23 protein-coding genes are annotated in these 20,883 nt (G+C 71.2%); 13 read left to right on the top strand and 10 right to left on the bottom strand.

What is annotated here, in order from left to right; genetic code table 11:
• The first annotated feature begins 367 nt into the window (after positions 1 to 367).
• The 5 genes from F1721_RS16275 to whiG all read left to right on the top strand — a co-directional run bounded on the left by F1721_RS16275 (position 368) and on the right by whiG (position 5,642).
• Positions 368 to 769 carry a YraN family protein gene (locus F1721_RS16275; protein WP_150067549.1) on the top strand — a complete coding sequence of 134 codons (402 nt, stop codon included), beginning with the start codon at positions 368 to 370 and terminating at the stop codon, positions 767 to 769.
• Positions 770 to 2,287: a YifB family Mg chelatase-like AAA ATPase gene (locus F1721_RS16270; RefSeq protein WP_150067548.1), complete on the top strand. Its 1,518-nt coding sequence runs from the start codon at positions 770 to 772 to the stop codon at positions 2,285 to 2,287.
• Positions 2,287 to 3,444, top strand: a complete 1,158-nt coding sequence (gene dprA / locus F1721_RS16265; protein WP_150067872.1) for a DNA-processing protein DprA — start codon at positions 2,287 to 2,289, stop codon at positions 3,442 to 3,444. The genes F1721_RS16270 and dprA overlap by 1 nt, the downstream gene beginning before the upstream one ends.
• A gap of 292 nt (positions 3,445 to 3,736) precedes the next feature.
• The gene (locus tag F1721_RS16260; RefSeq protein ID WP_150067547.1) at positions 3,737 to 4,711 is read left to right on the top strand and encodes a tyrosine recombinase XerC; all 975 of its coding nucleotides are present in this window, start codon (positions 3,737 to 3,739) and stop codon (positions 4,709 to 4,711) included.
• Positions 4,686 to 5,642 carry an RNA polymerase sigma factor WhiG gene (gene whiG, locus F1721_RS16255; RefSeq protein WP_150067546.1) on the top strand — a complete coding sequence of 319 codons (957 nt, stop codon included), beginning with the start codon at positions 4,686 to 4,688 and terminating at the stop codon, positions 5,640 to 5,642. The genes F1721_RS16260 and whiG overlap by 26 nt, the downstream gene beginning before the upstream one ends.
• Before the next feature lie 60 nt (positions 5,643 to 5,702).
• Here whiG and F1721_RS16250 read toward each other — a convergent pair whose 3' ends face one another.
• Positions 5,703 to 6,245, bottom strand: a complete 543-nt coding sequence (locus F1721_RS16250) for a M23 family metallopeptidase (protein WP_150067545.1) — start codon at positions 6,243 to 6,245, stop codon at positions 5,703 to 5,705.
• A gap of 406 nt (positions 6,246 to 6,651) precedes the next feature.
• Here F1721_RS16250 and rpsB point away from each other — a divergent pair, with 406 nt between their 5' ends.
• The 6 genes from rpsB to F1721_RS16220 all read left to right on the top strand — a co-directional run bounded on the left by rpsB (position 6,652) and on the right by F1721_RS16220 (position 12,039).
• Entirely contained in the window at positions 6,652 to 7,470 is an 819-nt protein-coding gene (rpsB, locus tag F1721_RS16245) for a 30S ribosomal protein S2 (RefSeq protein WP_150067544.1), read from the top strand.
• 183 nt (positions 7,471 to 7,653) lie between these two features.
• A complete protein-coding gene (tsf, locus tag F1721_RS16240; RefSeq protein WP_150067543.1) occupies positions 7,654 to 8,469 on the top strand; it encodes a translation elongation factor Ts in 816 nt (271 codons plus the stop codon).
• A gap of 340 nt (positions 8,470 to 8,809) precedes the next feature.
• On the top strand, positions 8,810 to 9,559 hold the full coding sequence (pyrH, locus tag F1721_RS16235) for a UMP kinase (RefSeq protein WP_150067542.1): 750 nt from the start codon (positions 8,810 to 8,812) through the stop codon (positions 9,557 to 9,559).
• A 102-nt stretch (positions 9,560 to 9,661) separates the two neighbouring features.
• The gene (frr, locus tag F1721_RS16230; protein ID WP_150067541.1) at positions 9,662 to 10,219 is read left to right on the top strand and encodes a ribosome recycling factor; all 558 of its coding nucleotides are present in this window, start codon (positions 9,662 to 9,664) and stop codon (positions 10,217 to 10,219) included.
• A 36-nt stretch (positions 10,220 to 10,255) separates the two neighbouring features.
• Positions 10,256 to 11,101, top strand: a complete 846-nt coding sequence (locus tag F1721_RS16225) for a phosphatidate cytidylyltransferase (RefSeq protein ID WP_150067540.1) — start codon at positions 10,256 to 10,258, stop codon at positions 11,099 to 11,101.
• A 206-nt stretch (positions 11,102 to 11,307) separates the two neighbouring features.
• Positions 11,308 to 12,039 carry a class I SAM-dependent methyltransferase gene (locus F1721_RS16220; RefSeq protein WP_150067539.1) on the top strand — a complete coding sequence of 244 codons (732 nt, stop codon included), beginning with the start codon at positions 11,308 to 11,310 and terminating at the stop codon, positions 12,037 to 12,039.
• An 8-nt stretch (positions 12,040 to 12,047) separates the two neighbouring features.
• Here F1721_RS16220 and F1721_RS16215 read toward each other — a convergent pair whose 3' ends face one another.
• Positions 12,048 to 12,812, bottom strand: coding sequence for a VOC family protein (locus tag F1721_RS16215; protein WP_150067538.1), 765 nt, complete (start codon positions 12,810 to 12,812; stop codon positions 12,048 to 12,050).
• Between the two features lie 274 nt (positions 12,813 to 13,086).
• Here F1721_RS16215 and F1721_RS16210 point away from each other — a divergent pair, with 274 nt between their 5' ends.
• The gene (locus F1721_RS16210) at positions 13,087 to 13,557 is read left to right on the top strand and encodes a hypothetical protein (RefSeq protein WP_150067537.1); all 471 of its coding nucleotides are present in this window, start codon (positions 13,087 to 13,089) and stop codon (positions 13,555 to 13,557) included.
• On the opposite strand, the gene F1721_RS16205 is transcribed toward F1721_RS16210, so the two are convergent.
• The 4 genes from F1721_RS16205 to F1721_RS16190 all read right to left on the bottom strand — a co-directional run bounded on the left by F1721_RS16205 (position 13,534) and on the right by F1721_RS16190 (position 16,908).
• Positions 13,534 to 14,211 carry a metal-dependent transcriptional regulator gene (locus F1721_RS16205; RefSeq protein WP_425474408.1) on the bottom strand — a complete coding sequence of 226 codons (678 nt, stop codon included), beginning with the start codon at positions 14,209 to 14,211 and terminating at the stop codon, positions 13,534 to 13,536. The genes F1721_RS16210 and F1721_RS16205 overlap by 24 nt on opposite strands.
• A gap of 69 nt (positions 14,212 to 14,280) precedes the next feature.
• Positions 14,281 to 15,156: a metal ABC transporter permease gene (locus tag F1721_RS16200; RefSeq protein WP_150067535.1), complete on the bottom strand. Its 876-nt coding sequence runs from the start codon at positions 15,154 to 15,156 to the stop codon at positions 14,281 to 14,283.
• A gap of 94 nt (positions 15,157 to 15,250) precedes the next feature.
• Positions 15,251 to 15,985, bottom strand: a complete 735-nt coding sequence (locus F1721_RS16195) for a metal ABC transporter ATP-binding protein (protein WP_150067534.1) — start codon at positions 15,983 to 15,985, stop codon at positions 15,251 to 15,253.
• Complete coding sequence (locus tag F1721_RS16190) at positions 15,982 to 16,908, bottom strand: metal ABC transporter substrate-binding protein (RefSeq protein ID WP_246155020.1); 927 nt, start codon at positions 16,906 to 16,908, stop codon at positions 15,982 to 15,984. Before F1721_RS16190 ends, F1721_RS16195 begins: the two co-directional genes overlap by 4 nt.
• Before the next feature lie 70 nt (positions 16,909 to 16,978).
• Here F1721_RS16190 and rlmN point away from each other — a divergent pair, with 70 nt between their 5' ends.
• Positions 16,979 to 18,091, top strand: coding sequence for a dual-specificity RNA methyltransferase RlmN (gene rlmN, locus F1721_RS16185; protein WP_150067532.1), 1,113 nt, complete (start codon positions 16,979 to 16,981; stop codon positions 18,089 to 18,091).
• Positions 18,092 to 18,361: 270 nt separating this feature from the next.
• Here rlmN and F1721_RS16180 read toward each other — a convergent pair whose 3' ends face one another.
• The 4 genes from F1721_RS16180 to gabT all read right to left on the bottom strand — a co-directional run bounded on the left by F1721_RS16180 (position 18,362) and on the right by gabT (position 20,841).
• Positions 18,362 to 18,583 (bottom strand): AbrB/MazE/SpoVT family DNA-binding domain-containing protein, encoded by a 222-nt coding sequence (locus F1721_RS16180; protein WP_150067531.1) that lies wholly within the window; start codon positions 18,581 to 18,583, stop codon positions 18,362 to 18,364.
• Between the two features lie 85 nt (positions 18,584 to 18,668).
• Positions 18,669 to 19,040, bottom strand: coding sequence for a type II toxin-antitoxin system VapC family toxin (locus tag F1721_RS16175; protein WP_246155102.1), 372 nt, complete (start codon positions 19,038 to 19,040; stop codon positions 18,669 to 18,671).
• Positions 19,041 to 19,045: 5 nt separating this feature from the next.
• Entirely contained in the window at positions 19,046 to 19,342 is a 297-nt protein-coding gene (locus F1721_RS16170) for an AbrB/MazE/SpoVT family DNA-binding domain-containing protein (protein ID WP_246155017.1), read from the bottom strand.
• A 176-nt stretch (positions 19,343 to 19,518) separates the two neighbouring features.
• A complete protein-coding gene (gene gabT / locus F1721_RS16165; protein ID WP_150067529.1) occupies positions 19,519 to 20,841 on the bottom strand; it encodes a 4-aminobutyrate--2-oxoglutarate transaminase in 1,323 nt (440 codons plus the stop codon).
• Positions 20,842 to 20,883 lie beyond the last annotated feature (42 nt).

The raw sequence follows: 20,883 nt of genomic DNA, 5'->3' as shown, positions 1-20,883 counted from the left end.
AAGCGGCCGCCTACCGCTTTGATCCCAACGGGACCCCGCGCCCCACCGCCTCAAGTCCGCGCGTTATCACCTCTGAACGACCCTCGGTCGCTGGACGCCCTAGACGCCCGAGATCCAAAATTAGAGCCGGTTTTACAAATTCTTCTTCGCATTTCTTCGCATTCCCACTCTTCCGAGTGAGCGGAGTTGTCCACAGGGGACTCGTTTATCCACAGATTTCGATTGGCGCTGGAGATCGACGGGATTTCCGGGCAAATTGGAGTTGTCCACCCGTGCCCGGAACCGTTGGTGCGCTGCGGGAAAACCCCTCGCCGAGCCGACCGGTGCTGCCCAGGTGCGGGAAGTCCCGGAAGCAGAGGAGGAATTCGTGCGTCGGAAGAAGATCTTGGGCCCGGTGAGCGATGCCTGCACCGGTGACGGCAGGCATGCGCTGGGGCTGGCCGGGGAGCGGTTGGCCGCCGAACTGCTGGAGGGCCGCGGAATGACCGTGCTGGACCGGAACTGGCGGTGCCCGCAGGGCGAACTCGACATCGTCGCCGCGGATGGCGACACCGTGGTGTGCTGCGAGGTCAAGACGCGGTCCGGAGCCGATTACGGCGGGCCGATCTACGCGCTCAACCCGGAGAAGATCGTGCGCATCCGCAGCGCCGCGCGGTCCTGGTTGGCCGCGCGCGAGCTGGTGGGCTGTCCGGTCCGCTTCGACTTCGTCTCGGTGCTCTGGCCACCGGGCAGATCCGCGCGCCTCCGGCACCTCGAGGGGGTGTTCTGAATGGCGTTGCGACGGACCTGGGCGGTCGCGCTGTTCGGCGTGGACGGCGTGCTCGTCGAGATCGAAGCGGACGTGCGCAAGGGCGGTCTGCCCTCGTTGCAGCTGCTCGGCCTGCCGGACACCGCGTTGCAGGAGTCCAAGAACCGAGTGCGGGCGGCCGTCCAGAACTGCCGGGAGGACTGGCCCGCGAGCTGCGTGACGCTCGCGCTGTCCCCGGCTGCGCTGCCCAAGGCCGGGACCTCGTACGACCTCGCGCTGGCCTGCGCGGTGCTGGCCGGGGCGGAACTGGTGCCGCCGCACCGGTTGGCGGGCACGGTGCTGTTCGGGGAACTGGCGCTGGACGGTCGGATTCGCCCGGTGAACGGCCTGCTGCCCGCACTGCTGACCGCGCGGAAGGAGGGCATGCGCCGGGCGATCGTGCCCGCGGAAGGGCTGGCCGAGGCGCACCTGGTGGAGGGCATCGAGGTGCTGGGTGCGACGCACCTGCGCGAGGTGGTGGCGTGGTTGCGCGAACTCGGTGAGCTGGCCCGGTACCCACCGCCGATGGACGAACCCCCGGCGGAGCCGGCGCCGGACCTCGCCGACGTGCTGGGCCAGCCGGAGGCGCGCTGGGCGCTCGAGGTCGCGGCAGCGGGCGGGCACCACCTGCTGATGGTCGGTCCGCCCGGTACCGGCAAGACCATGCTGGCCAAGCGGTTGTGCGGGTTGCTGCCGGAGCTGAGCGGGCAGGAAGCGCTGGAGGTGACGGCGATCCGGTCGGTGGCCGGGGACCTCACCGGCTCGGCGACCCTGGTGCGGACCCCGCCCTTCGTGGCACCGCACTCGTCGCTGTCCATCCCGGCGCTCGTCGGCGGCGGCACGGGCCTGGCCAGGCCGGGCGCGGTCAGCAGGGCGCACCGCGGGGTCCTGCTGCTGGACGAGGCGTGCGAGCTCGGGCCGAAGCGGCTCGAAGCGCTGCGCACGGCGTTGGAGGAGGGCGAGGTCCGGCTCGCGCGGCGGGACGGAACGCTCCGCTACCCGGCGAGGTTCCAGCTCGTCCTGGCCACCAACCCGTGCCCCTGCGCGCCCGCCAGGGATCTCGACTGCCAGTGCCCGCCGCAGGTCCGGCGGCGCTACCTCGGCAAGCTGTCGGGCCCGCTGCTGGACCGGGTGGACCTGCGGGTGCGGATGCGCCCGATCACCGCGATGACGGTCCACAGCGGTGCTGAGCCGGAGAGCACCGCTGTCGTGCGCGACCGGGTGGCGCGGGCGCGCGCCGCCGCGCGGGAGCGCTGGTCGGAGCACGGGTGGCAGACCAACACGGAGGTCCCGGGACCGGTGCTGCGGCGCGAGTTCGCCCTGCCGGACCAGGTCACCGGGCTGCTCGATCGAGGTTTGGAGGTCGGCGCGATCACCGCCCGCGGCGCGGACCGCTGCCTGCGGGTGGCGTGGACGCTGGCCGACCTCGACGGAAAGGAGCGCCCCGACGCCGAGCACGTGGCGGCGGCGCTGGAGTTTCGGGACAGGAGGGCTGCGTGATGGGGAACTGGGCGAAGATGGGCGAGAAGGGGCGGCGGGAAGTGCGGCTGGCGAGGGCTTTCCTGGCCGCGGCCGCCGAGCCCCCGGCCCCGGCGCTGGCAGGTTTCGTCGCCCGGCACGGTGCGTGCCGGACGGTCGAGGTGATCCTGCGGGGGAAGGCGCCGCCGGACGTGCTGGCCGAGGTCGAGGCCAGGTACGAGCACGTGTCCGCGGAGCAGCTGCTCGAGGCGACCGAGGCGGCCGGAGCCCGGCTCGTCGTGCCGGAGGACCCGGACTGGCCGGGCAGCGCCTTCGAGAACCTGGCCGGGGCGCGGGAGGTCGGGCTCCCGGAGGTGGCCGAGCCGATCGCGCTGTGGGTGCGGGGGCGGGCCGACCTGACCGCGGTCCTCGACCGGGCGATCGCCGTGGTCGGCGCTCGCGCGGCCTCCGGCTACGGCGAGCACGTGTCCGCGGAGTTCGGCCACGGGCTCGCGAAAGCCGGGTTCACGGTGGTCTCCGGTGCGGCGTACGGCATCGACGGTGCGGCGCACCGGGGTGCGCTGGCCGCTGGTGGCCGGACGGTGGCGTTCCTGGCCTGCGGGGTCGACATCGACTACCCGGCGGGGCACAGCCGCCTGCTGCGCGCGGTGGCCGAGCAGGGCGCCGTCGTCAGCGAGTACCCGCCTGGAACGGAGCCGCGCAAGCACCGGTTCCTGGTCCGGAACAGGCTGATCGCGGCCTCCGGCCGGGCCACGGTCGTGGTGGAGGCGGGGGCGCGCAGCGGCGCGGGCAACACCGCGAACACCGCGGATGCGCTGGGGCGCCCGGTGCTGGCCGTGCCAGGGCCGGTCACCTCGAAGAACTCGGTGGGCTGCCACGGGATGGTGCGTTCCGGGCGAGCAGTGCTGGTCACCAGCACCGAGGAGGTCCTCGAGGCGGTCAGCCCGATCGGTGCGCCGAGCGCGGCTGAGGTCTCGGGGGCGCACCGCCGCACCGACGGACTGCATCCGCACGCCCAGCGCCTGCACGACTCGTTGCGCGGCATGGCGGGGGCCAGCGCGGACGAGCTCGCGCGGGACTGCGGCCTCCCGCTGGGCGAGGTGCGGGCGCTGCTGCCGGAACTGGAGCTGTCCGGATTCGCGGTCCGCTCCGATCGGGGGTGGTCGATCGCACGATGAGCTCACAGTTCCGGCACCAGCGGGGTTTCCGGGTCAACGGCGGGACCTTCCACCGCGCATGCCCGATGCGCGGTGGAAGGCCCTCTAGCTGGGGAATCTCTGAGAGGCCGCAGTGATGTCGTTCGCGCGGGCCGGAAACGCTGCGGTGGCAGCCGTACGCGCGTGAAATGCCGGGTTCCCGTGGGGTGGGGCGCGGAGAACCCGTGTGGTGACCGGCTGATCGGGGTCGAGTGATCATGATTCGGCGTGGCGATGCTTGACCGGTGGCGGTGCAAGGGCCAGCGTCTGAGGCATGTCCCGTGCCCGTTCCCCCGAATCGCGAAGACCCGATTTCCGCGCGGTCCGGGCGAAACTGCCCGAGCCGCTGGGTGCTGCGGTCGACGGGTTCGAACGGCACCTCGCCGCCGAACGCGGGCTGTCGGTGCACACCGTCCGCGGTTACGTCGGCGACGTCGTGTCGCTGCTCGATCACCTGTCCGGGGCAGCGGGCCGGGAAACCCTCGCCGAACTGGACATCTCGGTGCTCCGGGAGTGGTTGTCGGCGCAGCACGCGCAGGGTGCGAGCCGCTCGACGATGGCCCGGCGGACGGCGGCTGCCCGCACCTTCACGGCGTGGGCGCTGCGCGCCGGGCTGCTGCAGAGCGACCCCGGGCCGCGCCTCGCGGTGCCGTCCAAGCCGCGGAAGCTGCCCGCGGTGCTGCGCACCGACCAGGCGGACGCGACGATGCGGGCCTCCGCGGCGGGAGCCGAACAGGGTGATCCGGTAGCGCTGCGTGATCACGCGGTGCTCGAGCTCCTGTACGCCACCGGCGTCCGCGTCGCCGAGCTGTGCGGGTTGGACGTCGACGACGTCGACCGCGAGCGCCGGGTGATCCGCGTGATCGGCAAGGGTGACAAGGAACGCGTTGTGCCGTTCGGGCTACCCGCGGATGATGCGCTCGACCGGTGGCTCACCGCTGGACGGCCGAAGCTGGTTCGCGCGGCATCCGGCGCCGCGCTGTTCCTGGGGGTCCGGGGTGGACGGCTGGACCCGCGCACCGCACGCCGGACCGTGCACGACGCGGTCGGGACCGTTTCCGGTGCACCGGACGTCGGTCCGCACGGCATGCGGCATTCAGCGGCGACCCATTTGCTGGAAGGCGGTGCGGACCTCCGTAGCGTTCAGGAGTTGCTTGGTCACGCTACGCTCGCAACGACCCAGCTTTACACCCACGTGACAGTTGAACGGCTGAAGGCGATCCATGACCGAACCCACCCCCGTTCCTGACCACGCCGGGGGCGGCGCCGACACGGTGGCCGCGAGACCGAACTCGGCGCCGGTGACCGCCCGTGATCAAGGCGGCGCGACGAACGGTCACGCCCACGAGTGCGTGCGTCGCCGCGGACTGTCCCTGGCGGCCGAAGCCGCTGCGGCCGCGGACGGGGACCAGCGCAGCGCCGACGACGTCGAAGCGGGCATCGTCGCGCTCTGGCAGGCGTTCGGCGAGCGGCGCGACCAGGAGCTCCGCGACCGCTTGGTGCTGCACTACGCGCCGCTGGTCAAGTACGTCGCGGGCCGGGTGGGCACCGGGCTGCCCTCGCACGTCGAGGTCTCCGACCTGATCCAGTCCGGCATCTTCGGCCTGGTCGACGCGATCGAGAAGTTCGAGCCCGAGCGCGGCCTGAAGTTCGAGACCTACGCGATGCAGCGCATCCGGGGCGCCATCCTGGACGACCTGCGCGCCCAGGACTGGGTCCCCCGATCGGTGCGCAGCCGGGCCAGGGACGTCGAGCGGGCGCTGGAGCGCCTGGAAGCGAAGCTGCAGCGCACGGCCACCGACGCCGAGCTGGCCGCCGAGCTGGAGCTGTCCCTGGACGAGCTCCGCGAGCTGTTCGCCCAGCTGCAGATGACCAGCGTGATCGCGCTGGACGACCTGATCGGGGCCGGGCCGATGCAGGCCTCCCTGGCCGAGACGCTGCCCGACGACCGCGCCGAGGACCCGGTCGCGGCCCTGGTGGACCGGGACAGCCGCCGACAGCTGGCCGAAGCGGTGGAACGCCTGAGCGAGCGCGATCGGGTGGTGGTCACGCTCTACTACTTCGAGAACCTCACCCTCGCCGAGATCGGCAAGGTCCTCGGGGTGACGGAGTCGCGCGTCTGCCAGCTGCACACCAGGGCGGTGCTGCGCCTGCGCACCAAGCTCACCGAAGCGGGCTGACGGCCCGTCGAGCCGGGGTGGCGATCTCGCGGAGGTCGCCACCCCGGCTCGTGCCTCCGGTCAGTCCCAGGGCAGCAGGCGGACGTGGCCGATGCCCAGGAGGCGGAGCGGGTCCAGGTAGGCCACCCGCTCGCGGGCTCCCCAGTGCAGGCAGGCCTGAGGCGGTTGCGCCGTGCACTCCGGGTGGCCCGGCTCCAGGTCGCCGATCGGCTGACCCCTGGCGACCTGGTCGCCGACCGACACCGCCGGGCGGACCGGCTCGTAGGTGGTGCGCAGGCCCGTCGGGTGCTCGATCGACACCAGGTTGCGCCCGGCCACCTGACCTGCGAAGACCACGAGCCCGTCGCCCGCGGCCAGCACGGGTTGGCCGACCTCGCCGACCAGGTCCACCCCGCGGTGGCCGGGGCCGTAGGTGTGCGCCGGGGCTTCGAACGGTCGGGCGACGGCAGGCGGTGGTGCCAGCGGCCACCCGAACTGGCCTTCGGAGGCCCGCGCGGCCGGTGCCGGGGCGGGCGGGGTGGTCGGCTCTGGCGCGGCGGCCAGGCCGATCGCGGCGGTGGTGAAACCGCCGCACAGCAGGGCTGATGTGATCAACAAGCGCATGCCCCCACAGTGGCCGCGCGCCGCCGCGGGCAACAGGGGGAAGCGGAAATCTGTGGACAAACCAGGCGGCTGTGGACAACTCGCGGTCCACGATCGGGTCAGCTGGTGCGTCCAGTACACTGTTGGCGCGGTTTCGTGTCCGCACGGACCGACTTCGCGTGCCCGCACGCCACGCCTGCGCAGGTAGCTCGACCGAACGGTCGGCCACCAGGTGGCTCAGTACCGAGTTCAACACCTCGGACGCTGCTGCCCCCGGCAGGGTGCCGGTGCCCCGCGGTCCCGAGCTCCTCGCGAGCCCGGGTGGGGTGGCCGGGGCGGGTACCAGGGCGGCGGGTCACCCGGCTCGTCGCGGCAACCGAATCGCGCGCCACCCGGCGCGCCCGACTCACGAGGTGCGAATCAGGCCATGGCCGTCGTCACCATGAAGCAGCTGCTCGACAGCGGCGTGCACTTCGGGCACCAGACCCGTCGCTGGAACCCGAAGATGAAGCGCTACATCTTCACCGAGCGCAACGGCATCTACATCATCGACCTGCAGCAGACGCTGTCCTACATCGACGGGGCGTTCGACTTCGTCAAGCAGACGGTCGCGCACGGCGGGACGATCCTGTTCGTCGGCACCAAGAAGCAGGCGCAGGAAGCGATCGCCGAGCAGGCCCAGCGGGTCGGCATGCCGTTCGTCAACCAGCGCTGGCTGGGCGGCATGCTCACCAACTTCCAGACCGTCCACAAGCGTCTGCAGCGTCTCAAGGAACTCGAGACCATGGAGCAGACCGGGGGCTTCGAGGGTCGCACCAAGAAGGAGATCTTGATGCTGACCCGCGAGAAGGACAAGCTCGAGAAGACCCTCGGCGGTATCCGCGACATGAGCAAGGTGCCCAGCGCCGTGTGGATCGTGGACACCAAGAAGGAGCACATCGCCGTCGGCGAGGCCCGCAAGCTGGGCATCCCGGTGGTGGCGATCCTGGACACCAACTGCGACCCGGACGAGGTCGACTACCCGATCCCGGGCAACGACGACGCGATCCGCTCCGCCGCCCTGCTGACCCGCGTGGTCGCCGACGGCGTCGCCGAGGGCCTGATGGCCCGCAGCGGCCGCACCAACGGCACCCCGGAGGGCGAGGAGAAGCCGGCCGGTGGCGAGCCGCTGGCCGAGTGGGAGAAGGAGCTGCTGGCCGGTTCCGGCCAGGCCGCCGAGGGCGGCGAGCAGCCCGCGCAGTCCTGATGCGCCGCGCCCCGCGTCCGCTGGTCGGGCGCGGGGCGCGATCAGGCTGCCTGCCAGTCACACTTGCGGGTGTGATTTCCCGAGCTGGGCACGCCGCCCCGCCGAGCGGATCGGACGCCGCGGGGTCGTTGCCCGCCTGCAAGACCTTCGAAGCTGCGTAACAAGAGGGACGGATAACGCACGATGGCGAACTTCAGTGCGGCCGACGTCAAGCGTCTTCGCGAGCTGACCGGCGCCGGCATGATGGACTGCAAGAAGGCGCTCGACCAGAACGACGGCGACTTCGACAAGGCCGTCGAGAGCCTCCGCATCAAGGGTGCCAAGGACGTCGGCAAGCGCGCCGAGCGCGCGACCGCCGAGGGCCTGGTCGCCGCGGACGGCGGGGTGCTGATCGAGCTGAACAGCGAGACGGACTTCGTCGCCAAGAACGACGAGTTCATCCAGCTGGCGAACAAGATCGCCGCCGCGGTCCGCGAGGCCGGTGCCGGTGACCTGGAGAGCGCGCTGGCCGCGCCGCTGGACGGCAAGACCGTCGCCGACGCCATCCAGGAGCTGTCCGCCAAGATCGGCGAGAAGCTGGAGTTGCGCCGGGTCGCCAAGTTCGACGGCGCCGTGGCCACCTACCTGCACCGCCGCTCCGCGGACCTGCCCCCGGCGGTCGGCGTGCTGGTCGAGTACACCGGTGACAACGCCGAGGCCGCTCGCGGTGCCGCGATGCAGGTCGCCGCGCTCAAGCCGAAGTACCTGCACCGCGACGAGGTCCCGGAGGACATCGTCGCCAACGAGCGGCGCATCGCCGAGGAGACCGCGAAGGCGGAGGGCAAGCCGGAGAAGGCCCTGCCGAAGATCGTCGAGGGTCGCCTGAACGGCTTCTTCAAGGAGAACGCCCTGCTGGACCAGCCGTCCGTGCAGGACAACAAGAAGACCGTCAAGGCGCTGCTGGACGAGGCCGGCGTGACGGTCACCGGCTTCGTCCGGTTCGAGGTCGGCCAGGCCTGACCTGCTGCTGCGGGCGGCCTGCCGGGCCAGCACCCAGCGGTGTCCCACCTGCGCAGCTGCGCAGGTCGGCTCGGCAGCCGCCAGACGCGGCTTCGGCGCCCCGCCTTCGTGGAAAGGCGGGGCGCTTTCGCAAGATCGCGGTGTCGGCGCGGCCCGCGCGGTTGAGAAGTGCGACGCGCTCGACTGCACTGGACAGCAGTGGGCTCACGACCTGCGGGTTCTCATGCGCCTTCTCGAGGACCGGCCCAGACGGGCGGGTCCCGGCCGAGAAGGCGCATGAGGTTCCGCCAGGTGCCCACCAACGCGAATTGACCACAGAAGAACCTCGCAGGAGGAATCAGTGACCGACGAGGGCCCAACGCAGCGCGGTTACGGCCGGGTGCTGCTCAAACTGGGCGGTGAGATGTTCGGCGGGGGCAGCGTCGGGATCGACCCGGACGTGGTCGGCACGGTGGCCCGGCAGATCGCCGAGATCGTCGCCGACGGGGTCGAGGTGGCCATCGTGATCGGCGGCGGCAACTTCTTCCGCGGCGCCGAGCTGCAGCAGCGCGGGATGGAGCGGGCTCGTGGCGACTACATGGCCATGCTGGGCACCGTGATGAACTGCCTGGCGCTGCAGGACTTCCTGGAGCGCGAGCACGGCATCGACACCCGCGTGATGACCGCGATCACCATGGGCCAGGTGGCCGAGCCCTACATCCCGCGCCGCGCCATGCGGCACATGGAGAAGGGCCGCGTGGTGATCTTCGGCGCGGGCACCGGGATGCCCTACTTCTCCACCGACACCACCGCGGCGCAGCGGGCGCTGGAGATCGGCTGCGAGGTCGTGCTGATGGCCAAGGCCGTCGACGGCGTCTACACCGCGGACCCGAAGACCACCCCGGACGCGAAGCTGTTCGACAGCATCACGCACCGGGAGGTGCTGGAGCGCGGCCTGAAGGTCGCCGATGCGACCGCGTTCAGCCTGTGCATGGACAACCACATGCCGATCCTGGTGTTCAACCTGCTGCAGGAGGGCAACATCGCCCGAGCGGTCGGCGGGGAGAAGATCGGCACGTTGGTCAGCACCCCAGCCGCCGCGCCGGCCTGACGGTGCTGGGATCCTGATCTGGTCGCGGGCCCGCCGTGGGACGGCGGCGCACCGCGGGCGACACTTGCAATGTCCACCGGTCGGCAGACTTAAGGAGCAGCCGTGATCGACGAAGCTCTTCTCGAAGGCGAGGAGAAGATGCAAAAGGCGGTGGAGCGGGCCAAGGACGAGCTGGCCACCGTGCGCACCGGCCGTGCGAACCCCGCGATGTTCTCCGGCATCGTCGTCGACTACTACGGTTCGCCGACGCCGTTGAACCAGCTGGCCAGCGTTTCCGTGCCGGAGGCGCGGTTGGTGGTCATCAAGCCCTACGACGCCAGCCAGCTGGCGGCGATGGAGAAGGCCATCCGCGACTCCGACCTGGGCGTCAACCCGTCCAACGACGGTCAGCTCATCCGGGTGGCGATCCCGCAGATGACCGAGGAGCGCCGCAAGGAGATGGTCAAGCTCGCCAAGCAGAAGGGCGAGGACGGCAAGGTCAGCGTGCGGGGCATCCGCCGCAAGGTGAAGGAAGAGATCGACCGCATCGTCAAGGACGGCGAGGCCGGTGAGGACGAGGGCACCCGCGGGGAGAAGGAGCTCGACAACCTCACCCACCGCTACACCGCCCAGATCGACGACCTTGTGAAGCACAAGGAAGCAGAACTGCTCGAGGTCTGAGTGGTGACGGCCGGCCAGTGCGAAGGTGAGTCCGGAATGCCCGCTGGCGCCCCGGACCCGCCTTCGCGTCCTTCCCGGGCCGGACGCGATCTCCGTGCCGCCATCGGCGTCGGGGTAGTGCTCGGTGCCGCGATCATCCTCTCGCTGCTGATGGTGCGCTTCGTCTTCATCGGCATCGTCGCCGCCGCGGTGGCGGTCTCCAGCGTGGAGCTGTCCAACGCGCTCAAGCGCGGCGCCGACATCCGGGTCTCGCTCGTCCCCGTGCTGGTGGGCGGGCAGGCCATGGTGTGGCTGTCCTGGCCGTTCGGCCTGCGCGGAGCGCTGGTGGCGTTCGCGATCACGGTGCTGGCCTGCCTGGCGTGGCGGTTCCGGCACGGGGTCGACGGCTACGTGCGGGACGTGACCGCATCGGTGTTCACCGCGGCCTACGTCCCGCTGTTCGCCGCGTTCGCCGCGATGCTCGTGCGGCCGGAGGACGGCGCGTTCCGCGCGCTGTGCTTCATGATCGGCGTCGTCGCCTCCGACACCGGTGGTTACGCGTTCGGCGTCCTGTTCGGCAAGCACCCGATGGCGCCGACGATCAGCCCGAAGAAGTCCTGGGAGGGCTTTGGCGGATCGATGCTGGTCGGCGTGGTGGCCGGGGCCCTGTCGGTGACCCTGCTGCTGGGCGGCGACTGGTGGAAGGGCGTGCTGTTCGGCGCCGCCCTGGTGTGCACCGCGACGCTGGGCGACCTGATGGAGTCGCTGATCAAGCGCGACCTGGGCATCAAGGACATGGGCAACCTGTTGCCCGGTCACGGCGGCCTGATGGACCGGATGGACTCCCTCCTCCCGTCCGCGGCAGCGGCCTGGATGATGCTCTTCTGGCTGATCCCGACCTGAAGATCTTTCTGACGAACTCGTTCTGCTGGGCGGTGCCGGTAGCGGAACCTCAGACGCCACCTGCCTGAGGGATCCCGTGCCCAGTACACGGCGAACGGGCTGTCCTCGGCAGGTGACGTCTGAGAACCCGCAGCGGTGCCGGTTGCTTAGGTGGGCTGAACGCCTTCGGCGTTTCAAGAAAAGACCAGGATCGAAGGCAAGCACTGATGCGCAGCTGGCGGAAGGCGGCTCGGCCGCAGGTCACGCCGAGCCCGAACATCTGGCACTGGCCGGAGCTGTTCGAGATCGAGAACCGGGCCCAGGACGCCACCGGGGTGCTGTGGAGCGCGCTTCGGGAGCGCTGCGATTGGGCCGGTCGGGACGTGGTCGACATCGGCTGCGGCGACGGCTTCCACCTGCCGCTGTTCGCCGCCGAGGCGCGCAGCGTGATCGGCGTCGAACCGCACCAGCCGCTGGTCGAGCGGGCGCGGCACCGGGTGGCCGGGACCCCCGGCGTGGACGTCCGGCAGGCGCCCGCCCAGCAGCTGCCGCTGGCCGACGCCAGCGCGGACCTGGTGCACGCCCGGACGGCGTACTTCTTCGGTCCCGGCTGCGAGCCGGGGCTGGCCGAGGCGGAGCGGGTGCTGCGGCCGGGCGGCACGATCGCCATCGTGGACCTGGACGCGGGCAGCTCGCCCTACGGCGACTGGATGCGGGCGGACGCGCCGCAGGTCGACCCGGCGGCGATCGAGTCGTTCTTCCAGCGCCACGACTTCGACAGCACCTCGGTGGACACCCTCTGGCGCTTCGACGACCGGGAATCCCTGGAAGCGGTCCTGGGCATCGAGTTCTCCGCGAAGGTCGCCGCCCGCGCGGCCCGCGAAACCACCGGTTGCACGCTGCCGGTCCGCTACCGCCTCCGCACCCGCCGCAAGCCGACCACCCTCCTGACGCCCTGAACGCCCGCTCACTCGCCGGTGCGCTGGGCGGTGTCGATGATGAAGAAGGTCGCGCCGACCACGTCGCGGAGGAGGGCGACCCGGCCGTGCGGGGAGTCCGTGGGTTCGCGGAGGACCTCGCCGCCGAGCTCCACCGCCTTCGCGGTCGCCTCGTCGGTGTTGCGGTCCGGGTTGACCTGGAAGTACAGCTGCCAGTGCGCGGGCACTTCCTCCTGCAGCGTCAGGCTGGTCTCGAACCGGCCCAGGGTGGGCTGGTCGTCGACGTACCAGACGGTGTAGTCGAAGCTCTCGCCCGGCTCGCCGATCTGCTCCTGGCGGTAGCCCAGCAGGTCGGCGTAGAACGGGTCGGCCGCGGAGCCGTCGCGGGTGTGCAGCTCGGCCCAGCAGAGCATGCCCGCGTGATCCCGGCCGAAGGTGCCGTTGGGCGGGGCCTCCCAGAGGCCGACCACCGCTCCGGTGGGGTCCTCGGCGACCAGGAACATCTCGTCCGCGGGCGTTTCCGTGGGCGGGACCAGCACCTTCCCGCCCAGCGCGCGGATGCGCTCCACCGCTCGGCGGGCCGAACCGCACTCCAGGTACAGGGTCCAGGCGGTCGGCGCGTCGGTCTCCGGCGGGAGCAGGCCCGCGACCGGTTTGTGCTCCTTCAGCGCGATGTTGTAGTCCGGCCGCTGGATCCAGTGCCAGCCGAACAGACCGGTGTAGAAGTCGCGGGTGGCGGACAGCTCGTTCGTGGCCAGGTCCACCCAGGCGGGCGCGCCCACTGCGATGGCCATCGCTCCTCCTCCGGCGCTTCCGCGGGGCTCCGCAGCGTCCCCGGCTACCTCAGAGGGTGACCGGCGCCTCGGCGGCGAAAACACCTGCGGCCGATCAAGAGAACGCCCGTCACCCGGTGGCGTTACTTTTCGGTGCCTTTTCCGCAATCGAACGCCCCCGAATGACGCCTTGATCCTGGACGGTCCACGTGATCGACTAGGAGTGGTCACTCAGCGTGCGTATACGCGCGTGGAGTGCCCGATCGTGCAAGCACCCGGGGGTACAGGAGCAGCCATGGCCAACCGCGCGGCGAAGCCGGTCACCGCGGGCCTGAGCCGGCTTGCCGAGCTGGACCGCCGGGAGCGGGCCCGGATCCTCCGGCAGCTGTGCGAGCAGTACCCGGCCTTCCGCGCGCTGCTGAAGCAGGTGTCGATCGCCCGCGGGGTGGCGTTCGGGTCCGGCCTGGTGCTGGCCGTCGCGGTGATGTTCCTGGTGCAGGGCGCGCCCGTGGTGTGGGTTTCCGGGCTGGTGTTCATCGGCCTGGCCGGGTTCTGCTACGTGGCGGTGGCGCTGACCGACAGCCGGTTCGACCTGCTGCTGGCGGTGCTCGGCGCGCACCGGACCGACGAGCTGCACGGTCGGCTGGTGACCGAGCAGATCTACGGCGAGGAGCCCGCGGAGCAGCCGGAACGCACTCGGGTGGTGACCGCGCGCTCGGTCGGCCCGCGGTTCACCGACGGTTCACCGGTGCACGCTGATCGATAGCGCCGCGGCGATCTCGTCGCCCACGAAGTGCGTTTCGTCGTGCGGGGGTTCGCCGACGCGCACCACCAGCGGCCCGCCGAACGGCTTGCGCTCCACGAGCTCGATGCGCGAGCCCAGCGTCATGCCGTGCTCGGTGAGGTAGCGCAGCAGCTCAGAATCGGTGTCCCAGACCCGCGCGATGGTGCCGACGGTGCCGGGGTCCACCTGGTCCAGCAGCTTGGTCTGCGGTTCCTCCATCCGGCCGTCGGCGGTCGGGATCGGGTCGCCGTGCGGGTCGTGGGTGGGGTTGCCGAGCTTGGCGGCGATGTGCGCGACGAGCTCGTCGGACACCGCGTGCTCCAGGGCGTCGGCCTCGCGGTGCACCTCGTCCCAGCTGTAGTCCAGCTCCTCGACCAGGAACAGCTCGATCAGCCGGTGGCGGCGCAGCACGTCGTGGGCCAGCCGGCGGCCTTCCGGGGTCAGCTCGACGCTGCGGTACCGGACGTGGGTGACCAGGCCGAGCTGCGCCAGCTTGTTGATCATCCCGGACACCGATGACGGGCTCAGCCCGAGGCGCTGCGTCAGGGTGGCGTTCGTGACGGGCACGCCTCGTTCGCTGAGCCCGTAGATCGCCCGGAGGTAGTCCTCGACGGACGGCGACGGACGCTCGGCCATACTCGTCATGCTTTCACGATACGGGCGGCCGAGGTGCGTTCCCGAAGGTGGTTCGCGCGGCGTCGCTGGTCAGACGCCGACCGCGGGGCGCTCACCGGCGCGGCGGCGCACCGCCCGCGCGATCAGGCCCTGCTCCGGCGCTCCCAGGTAGACCAGCCCGAACACGACCGTCTGGCAGACCACGATCATGCCGCCGGTCGAGGTGTCCAGGTGGAAGCTCAGGTAGGTGCCCAGGACGCTGCTGAACACCGACAGCGCGGCCGCCACCGCGAGCATCTTCGGGAAGCGCTTGGTCAGCAGGAAGGCCGTGGCGCCCGGGGTGATCAGCATCGCGGTGACCAGGATGACGCCGACGGCCTGCAGCGCCACGACGACGGTCAGCGCCAGCATCGTCAGCAGCAGCGCGCCGATCCGCCGCGGGTTGAGGCCGATCGCGTGCGCGTGGGTCGGGTCGAAGGCGTAGAGCGTGAGGTCGCGGCGCTTGATCAGGGCCACCGCCAGCACGACCGCGGCGATCACCAGCACCTGCACGATGTCGGAGTCGGTGACGCCGAGGACGTTGCCGAACAGGATGTGGTTGAGGTCCACCTGGCTCGGGATGCGCGAGACCAGCACCAGTCCCAGCGCGAACAGGCCGGTGAACACCACGCCGATCGCGGCGTCGCCCTTCAACCGGGTGGTGCTGCGGACCCCGGCGATCAACCCGACGGCGAGGGTGCCGAACAGGAACGCGCCGAGGGAGAACGGCAGCGCCAGCACGTAGGCGAGCACCACGCCGGGCAGCACCGCGTGCGAGACGGCGTCGCCGAGCAGGGACCAGCCGATCAGCGTGATCCAGCAGGACAGCACGGCGCAGACCAGCCCGGCGGCCAGGCTGACCAGCAGCGCGCGCTGCATGAAGCCGAACTGCACCGGTTCGACGAGCCACTGGAGGATGTCGTTCACCTTGTCTCCCGGAGTTCGTCGCACTGCGATGTCAGGTGGTCTCGCCGTCCGCCGGATTCGCGCGCGGGCGGACTGCCGGAGGTCGGTGGGGCGGTCATGAGGGCTCCACGGCGGTTTCGACGCCGAAGGTGCGGGCGAGGGTCTCCGGGGACAGCACCTCGTCGAGCGGGCCGTGCGCGATCACCCGCTGCTGGAGCAGCACCGCCTCGTCGCACAGCGCCGGGACGCTGGCCAGGTCGTGGGTGGAGATCACCACCGTGCGTCCCTCGGAGCGCAGCTCGCGCAGCAGGTCGCTGATGGTCGCCTCGGACTTCTTGTCCACCCCGGCGAACGGTTCGTCGAGGAACAGCAGCTGCGCCTCCTGCGCGATGCCGCGCGCGACGAACGCGCGCTTGCGCTGGCCACCGGACAGGGCGCCGATCGGGTTTCCGGCCAGCTCGGTGAGCCCGACCCGCTCCAGCGCGGCGCGCACCGCGGCCTTGTCCTTCTGCTTGGGGTGCCGGGTGAGGCCGAGGTGGCCGTAGCGGCCCATCATGACCACGTCGCCCACGGTCACCGGGAACGTCCAGTCGACGGCCTCGGACTGCGGCACGTACGCGATCAGCCCGTCCCGCCGCGCCTGCCGCTGGTCGCGGCCGAGCAGCCGGATGTCGCCGGAGTCCGGGCGGACCAGGCCCATCAGCGCCTTGAACAGCGTCGACTTGCCGGAGCCGTTCATGCCCAGCAGGCCGCAGATCCGCCCCGGGCCGATGTCCACCGACACGTCGTCGAGCGCCAGCGTCTCGCCGTAGTGGACGGTCACGCGGTGCGCGCTGATCGCGAGGGTCACCGGGCACCCCGCAGTCCGGCGACGATCGCCTCGGCGTCGTGGCGCAGCAGGTCCAGGTACGTCGGCACCGGGCCGTCCGGACCGGACAGCGAGTCGACGTAGAGCTTGTCGCCCAGCCGCGCACCGGTCTCCCGCGCGACCTGCTGCTGGGCCTTGTCGTTGACGGTGGATTCGCAGAACACGGTGGGGACTCCGTTCTCCCGGACGAACTCGGTGGTCGCCTTGATCTGCTGCGGCGTGCCCTCCGCATCGCTGTTCACCGGCCACAGGTACGCCTCGCGCAGCCCCGCGTCGCGGGCCAGGTAGGAGAACGCGCCCTCGCAGGTGACCAGCGCGCGGTGCTCGTCGGGCAGGCTCGCCAGCTCCTGGTGCAGGTAGCGGTCGATCTCGGCGAGCCGCTGCTGGTAAGCGTCGGCGTTGGCGCGGAAGGTCGCGGCGTGCGCCGGGTCGAGGCGGATGAACGCGTCGCGGATGTTGGCGACGTAGGTCATCGCGGTGCGCGGCGACATCCAGGCGTGCGGATTCGCCTTGCCCCGGTACTCGCCGCCGCGGATGGCGATCGGCTCGATGCCGCTGGTGAGCGTCACGTGCTCGGCCTCGCTGCGCTGCACGAACTTGTCGAACCAGCGCTCCAGGCCGAGCCCGTTGTCCAGGACCAGATCGGCCTTGGCCGCCTTGAGCATGTCGCTGGGGGTCGGCTCGTACTCGTGGATCTCGGTGCCCGGCTTGGTGATCGACTCCACCGCGATCGCGTCACCGGCGACGTTGCGGGCCATGTCGGCGATCACGGTGAACGTGGTGACCACCTGCTTGCGCTCGTCGTCGGGCTGGCTGAACCCGGTTCCGCAGGCCGCGGTGAGCAGCAGGAGCTCCGCTGCGACGAGAGATGTGTTTCGGAAGCGTGCGGACCGGGTTTTCGCCACGCCGAAAACTGTACCGCGAGCGACGGCCGCCACCAAGGTCGTCTCCGGGCGTGGGAAGATGGGCGGCGCTATGTCTGCGACTTCCCTGCCACTCGTCTTCGACGCCCCGCGCCGCGGCATGCCCCCGCGGCACCTCGCCGACCTCTCCGCCGACGAACGGAAGGCCGCCGTCGTCGAGCTGGGGGAGAAGCCGTTCCGCGCCAAGCAGCTGGCGCACCACTACTTCGGGCGGCTCAACGCCGACGTCGAGTCGATGACCGACATCCCGGCCGCCAGCCGCGCCAAGCTCGGCGAGAGCCTGCTGCCGCCGCTGCTCACCGAGGTCCGCAACCTCGTCACCGACGAGGGCACGACCCGCAAGACGCTCTGGCGCGCGCACGACGGCACGCTGCTGGAGAGCGTGCTGATGCGCTACCCGGACCGCGCCACGGTCTGCATCTCCAGCCAGGCGGGCTGCGGCATGGCCTGCCCGTTCTGCGCCACCGGCCAGGGCGGCCTGCAGCGCAACCTGTCGACCGCGGAGATCGTCGACCAGGTGCGCTCGGCTGCTGCGGCGATGCGCGACGGCGAGGTCCCCGGCGGTGCCGGGCGGCTGTCCAACGTGGTGTTCATGGGCATGGGCGAGCCGCTAGCGAACTACCGCCGGGTGATCAACGCGGTGCACCGCATCTGCGACCCGGCGCCGGAGGGCCTGGGCCTCTCGCAGCGCTCGGTGACCGTGTCGACGGTGGGTCTCGTCCCGGCGATCAAGAAGATGACCGCGGAGAACCTGCACGTGACGCTGGCGGTGTCGCTGCACACCCCGGACGACGAGCTGCGCGACACGCTGGTCCCGGTGAACAACCGCTGGAAGGTCGCCGAGGTCCTGGAGGCCGCGCGCGGCTACGCCGACCACACCGGGCGCCGCGTGTCGATCGAGTACGCGCTGATCCGCGACGTCAACGACCAGCAGTGGCGCGCGGACCTGCTGGGCAAGCTGCTGCACCGGCACCTCGGCCAGTACGCGCACGTGAACCTGATCCCGCTGAACCCGACCCCGGGCAGCAAGTGGGACGCCAGCCCGAAGCCGGTGGAGCGCGAGTTCGTCCGCCGCGTCCGCGAAGCGGGCGTGCCCTGCACGGTCCGCGACACCCGGGGCCAGGAGATCGCCGCGGCCTGCGGTCAGCTCGCCGCCGAGGAGTGAGTTCGTCGCTCACGCGGGGCCCGCGGTTGCTGTGAACGAAATGAACACAACGGTGACTTCCGGGTGATCGGTGCCCCATGATCCTGCTGCCGCTGGTGGCCGGAGCGGGTGCGACCTCGCCGTGACCGCGGCGACGGTGTGCGGGGCAGCACCCGGTGAGGTCCTGCGGCCCGCGCACTGCCGGACCGACGTCCGAAGTGGACGGAGGTCCGCGCCCGGCCGGTGCGCGTCGCGAACCGCCCCCCGAGTGGCGCGCACCGGCTGCGCGGCTCAGGCCCGTTCGCCCGCGACCAGGCGCTTCCCGAACAGCTCCTCGTCGACCGACCCGCCGTGCCAGGCCGCGGGCCGCATCTCGACCACGATCTGCCCGTCCTCCTCGTAGGCGACCAGCGGCATCCCGGGCTCGATGCCAGCCGCCCGCATGATCGCCCGGGGCAGGGTGATGCGCATCTCCCCGTCGGCGGTGATCTCGGTGCACTCCGCGTTCCTCACGGCCGACATGCTGGTCCGGACGCGGCGCGCGGATCAAGCTCCGTCACGCGCCCGTGGGGTGAGTTCCGGGTCTCCGCGGCCGCACTCAGCGCAGCAGCTCGATGGATACCTCGGCCTCGATGTCCTGCCACGCTTTGTCGGCGGTGAGCACCGGGGCGTCGAGCCGGATGGCCAACGCCAGGCAGGCGCGATCTCCGAGGGACGACCCGGCCGACCTTGTGCGTGCCCACAGCTCGCCAGCTCGCACCGCGTCTTCGGTGGTGAACGGTTCAACTGCCAGCCCGAGCGTGCGGAGCCGGTCGCATGTGCGTCCGGCATCCGCCCCGTGCTGAGTCAGCTTCTGGGCGAGCTCCGACCAATTCACCGTCGACATCGTCGCACTGCTGATCACCGCGTTCACCGTGTTCGCCCCGGTCTCGTCCCGCAGCCAAGCCAGGATTGCCGACGTGTCCAGCACTGTGGTCAACGGTGACCTCCAGCGGCTTCGTCGGCCTCGGCGGCGGCCGCTGCACGGCGGTCGTCGATCAGCTCGTCCACGACGGACCCGCTGCCCCGCCAAGCCGCTGCGACGTCGCGCCGGATGCGCTCGCCGAGTTGTTCGCGCGTTTCGATGACCACCCGACCGTCTTCCACGTAGACCGCGAGTGGCGTGCCTGGTTCGATCCCGGCAGCCCGCCTGATCGAAGCGGGAATCGTCACACGGCCCTGCCCGTTGGCCGTGATTTCGGTGCGTGCTCCACGTTCGTCAGCCAACGCCATACCGTCAGCATGGATGACTAATGGGGACGTGGCAAGGTCGGACGTCCTCGGAGGTGACCTGATTTGAGATTAGTGTCACGAGTAGACGATGTGTGTCACATGCTGGTGTGGTTGTGCACCTGCGGGGGTGGGCCGCGGGCGCGGGTGCCCGGCAGGAGCGCCCGCGGCCCGGCTCGTCACCGCGCGTGCTCGCGGATCGCTTCTTCCAGGACCGTCAGGCCTTCCGACAGGAGGGCGTGGTCGATCACCAGGGGTGGGAGCAGGCGGATCACGTTGCCGTAGGTGCCGCAGGTGAGGATCACGACGCCCTGCGCGTGGCAGGCCTTGGCGATGCGCGCCGTCGTCTCCGGGTCCGGTTCGGTGGTGCCCGGCTTGACGAACTCGATGCCGATCATCGCGCCGCGGCCGCGCACGTCGAGGATCGCGTCGGTGTCCTCGGCGAGCGCGCGCAGGCGGGGGAGCGCCAGGTCGCCGATGGCGCGCGCGGCGGCGGCCAGGTCCTGCTCGCGCATCGCGCGGATCGCGCCGAGCGCGCCCGCGCAGGCGATCGGGTTGCCGCCGTAGGTGCCGCCCAGGCTGCTCGGCGGCATGGCGTCCATCAGGTCCGCGCGGCCGGTGACCGCCGCCAGCGGCAGGCCGCCCGCGATGCCCTTGGCGGTCGTGATCAGGTCCGGCACCACGTTCTCGTGGTCGCAGGCGAACCACGCGCCGGTCCGGCAGAAACCGGTCTGGATCTCGTCGGCGACGAACAGCACGCCGTTGTCGCGGCACCACTGCGCGATCGCGGGCAGGAAGCCCGGTGCGGGCTCGATGAACCCGCCCTCGCCCTGGATCGGCTCGATCAGCACCGCGGCGACCTGGTCGGCGCCGAGCTGCTTCTCGATCCGCTCGACCGCCTCCCGCGCGACCTGCTCGCCGGGGCGGCCGTCGCGCGCCGGGTAGGACATCGGCACCCGGTAGATCTCCGGGGCGAACGGGCCGAAACCGTGCTTGTACGGTACGGACTTCGCGGTCAGCGCCATGGTCAGGTTGGTGCGGCCGTGGTAGGCGTGGTCGAAGGCCACCACCGCCGGGCGGCCGGTGGCGCGGCGCGCGATCTTGACCGCGTTCTCCACCGCTTCGGCGCCGGAGTTGAACAGCGCGCTGCGCTTCTCGTGGTCGCCGGGGGTCAGCGCGGCGAGCTCCTCGCAGACCTGCAGGTAGTTCTCGTAGGGCGTCACCATGAAGCAGGTGTGGGTGAACTCGGCGACCTGGCGGCGCACCGGTTCGACGACCTCCGGCGCGGCGTTGCCCACGTTGGTGACCGCGATGCCCGAGCCCAGGTCGATCAGCGAGTTCCCGTCGACGTCCTGCAGCACGCCGCCGGAGGCCTCGGTGATGTAGACCGGCAGCACGCTGGCCACGCCCGCGGCCACCGTCGCGTCGCGGCGGCGCTGCAGCTCGCGGGAGTTCGGTCCGGGGATCTCGGTGCGCAGGACGCGCGCCTGGGTGGTGGTCACGGGGCCTCCTGGTGGTGTCGTACTGGGACCAGACTCGGCGGG

It is taken from the genome of Saccharopolyspora hirsuta (assembly GCF_008630535.1).
Lineage (GTDB): Bacteria > Actinomycetota > Actinomycetes > Mycobacteriales > Pseudonocardiaceae > Saccharopolyspora > Saccharopolyspora hirsuta.
The sequence above is the reverse complement of the archived record's forward strand: the minus strand, read 5'-3'. Positions and strand labels throughout refer to the sequence as shown.

Excerpts from the sequence above, each read along its gene's own strand:
- F1721_RS16270 (WP_150067548.1), top strand. The coding sequence starts at position 770 with ATGGCGTTGCGACGGACCTGGGCGGTCGCGCTGTTCGGCGTGGACGGC.
- dprA (WP_150067872.1), top strand. The coding sequence starts at position 2,287 with ATGGGGAACTGGGCGAAGATGGGCGAGAAGGGGCGGCGGGAAGTGCGG.
- F1721_RS16260 (WP_150067547.1), top strand. The coding sequence starts at position 3,737 with ATGTCCCGTGCCCGTTCCCCCGAATCGCGAAGACCCGATTTCCGCGCG.
- whiG (WP_150067546.1), top strand. The coding sequence starts at position 4,686 with ATGACCGAACCCACCCCCGTTCCTGACCACGCCGGGGGCGGCGCCGAC.
- F1721_RS16250 (WP_150067545.1), bottom strand. The coding sequence starts at position 6,245 with ATGCGCTTGTTGATCACATCAGCCCTGCTGTGCGGCGGTTTCACCACC.
- rpsB (WP_150067544.1), top strand. The coding sequence starts at position 6,652 with ATGGCCGTCGTCACCATGAAGCAGCTGCTCGACAGCGGCGTGCACTTC.
- tsf (WP_150067543.1), top strand. The coding sequence starts at position 7,654 with ATGGCGAACTTCAGTGCGGCCGACGTCAAGCGTCTTCGCGAGCTGACC.
- F1721_RS16225 (WP_150067540.1), top strand. The coding sequence starts at position 10,256 with ATGCCCGCTGGCGCCCCGGACCCGCCTTCGCGTCCTTCCCGGGCCGGA.
- F1721_RS16220 (WP_150067539.1), top strand. The coding sequence starts at position 11,308 with ATGCGCAGCTGGCGGAAGGCGGCTCGGCCGCAGGTCACGCCGAGCCCG.
- F1721_RS16215 (WP_150067538.1), bottom strand. The coding sequence starts at position 12,812 with ATGGCCATCGCAGTGGGCGCGCCCGCCTGGGTGGACCTGGCCACGAAC.
- F1721_RS16210 (WP_150067537.1), top strand. The coding sequence starts at position 13,087 with ATGGCCAACCGCGCGGCGAAGCCGGTCACCGCGGGCCTGAGCCGGCTT.
- F1721_RS16205 (WP_425474408.1), bottom strand. The coding sequence starts at position 14,211 with ATGGCCGAGCGTCCGTCGCCGTCCGTCGAGGACTACCTCCGGGCGATC.
- rlmN (WP_150067532.1), top strand. The coding sequence starts at position 16,979 with ATGTCTGCGACTTCCCTGCCACTCGTCTTCGACGCCCCGCGCCGCGGC.
- F1721_RS16170 (WP_246155017.1), bottom strand. The coding sequence starts at position 19,342 with ATGGCGTTGGCTGACGAACGTGGAGCACGCACCGAAATCACGGCCAAC.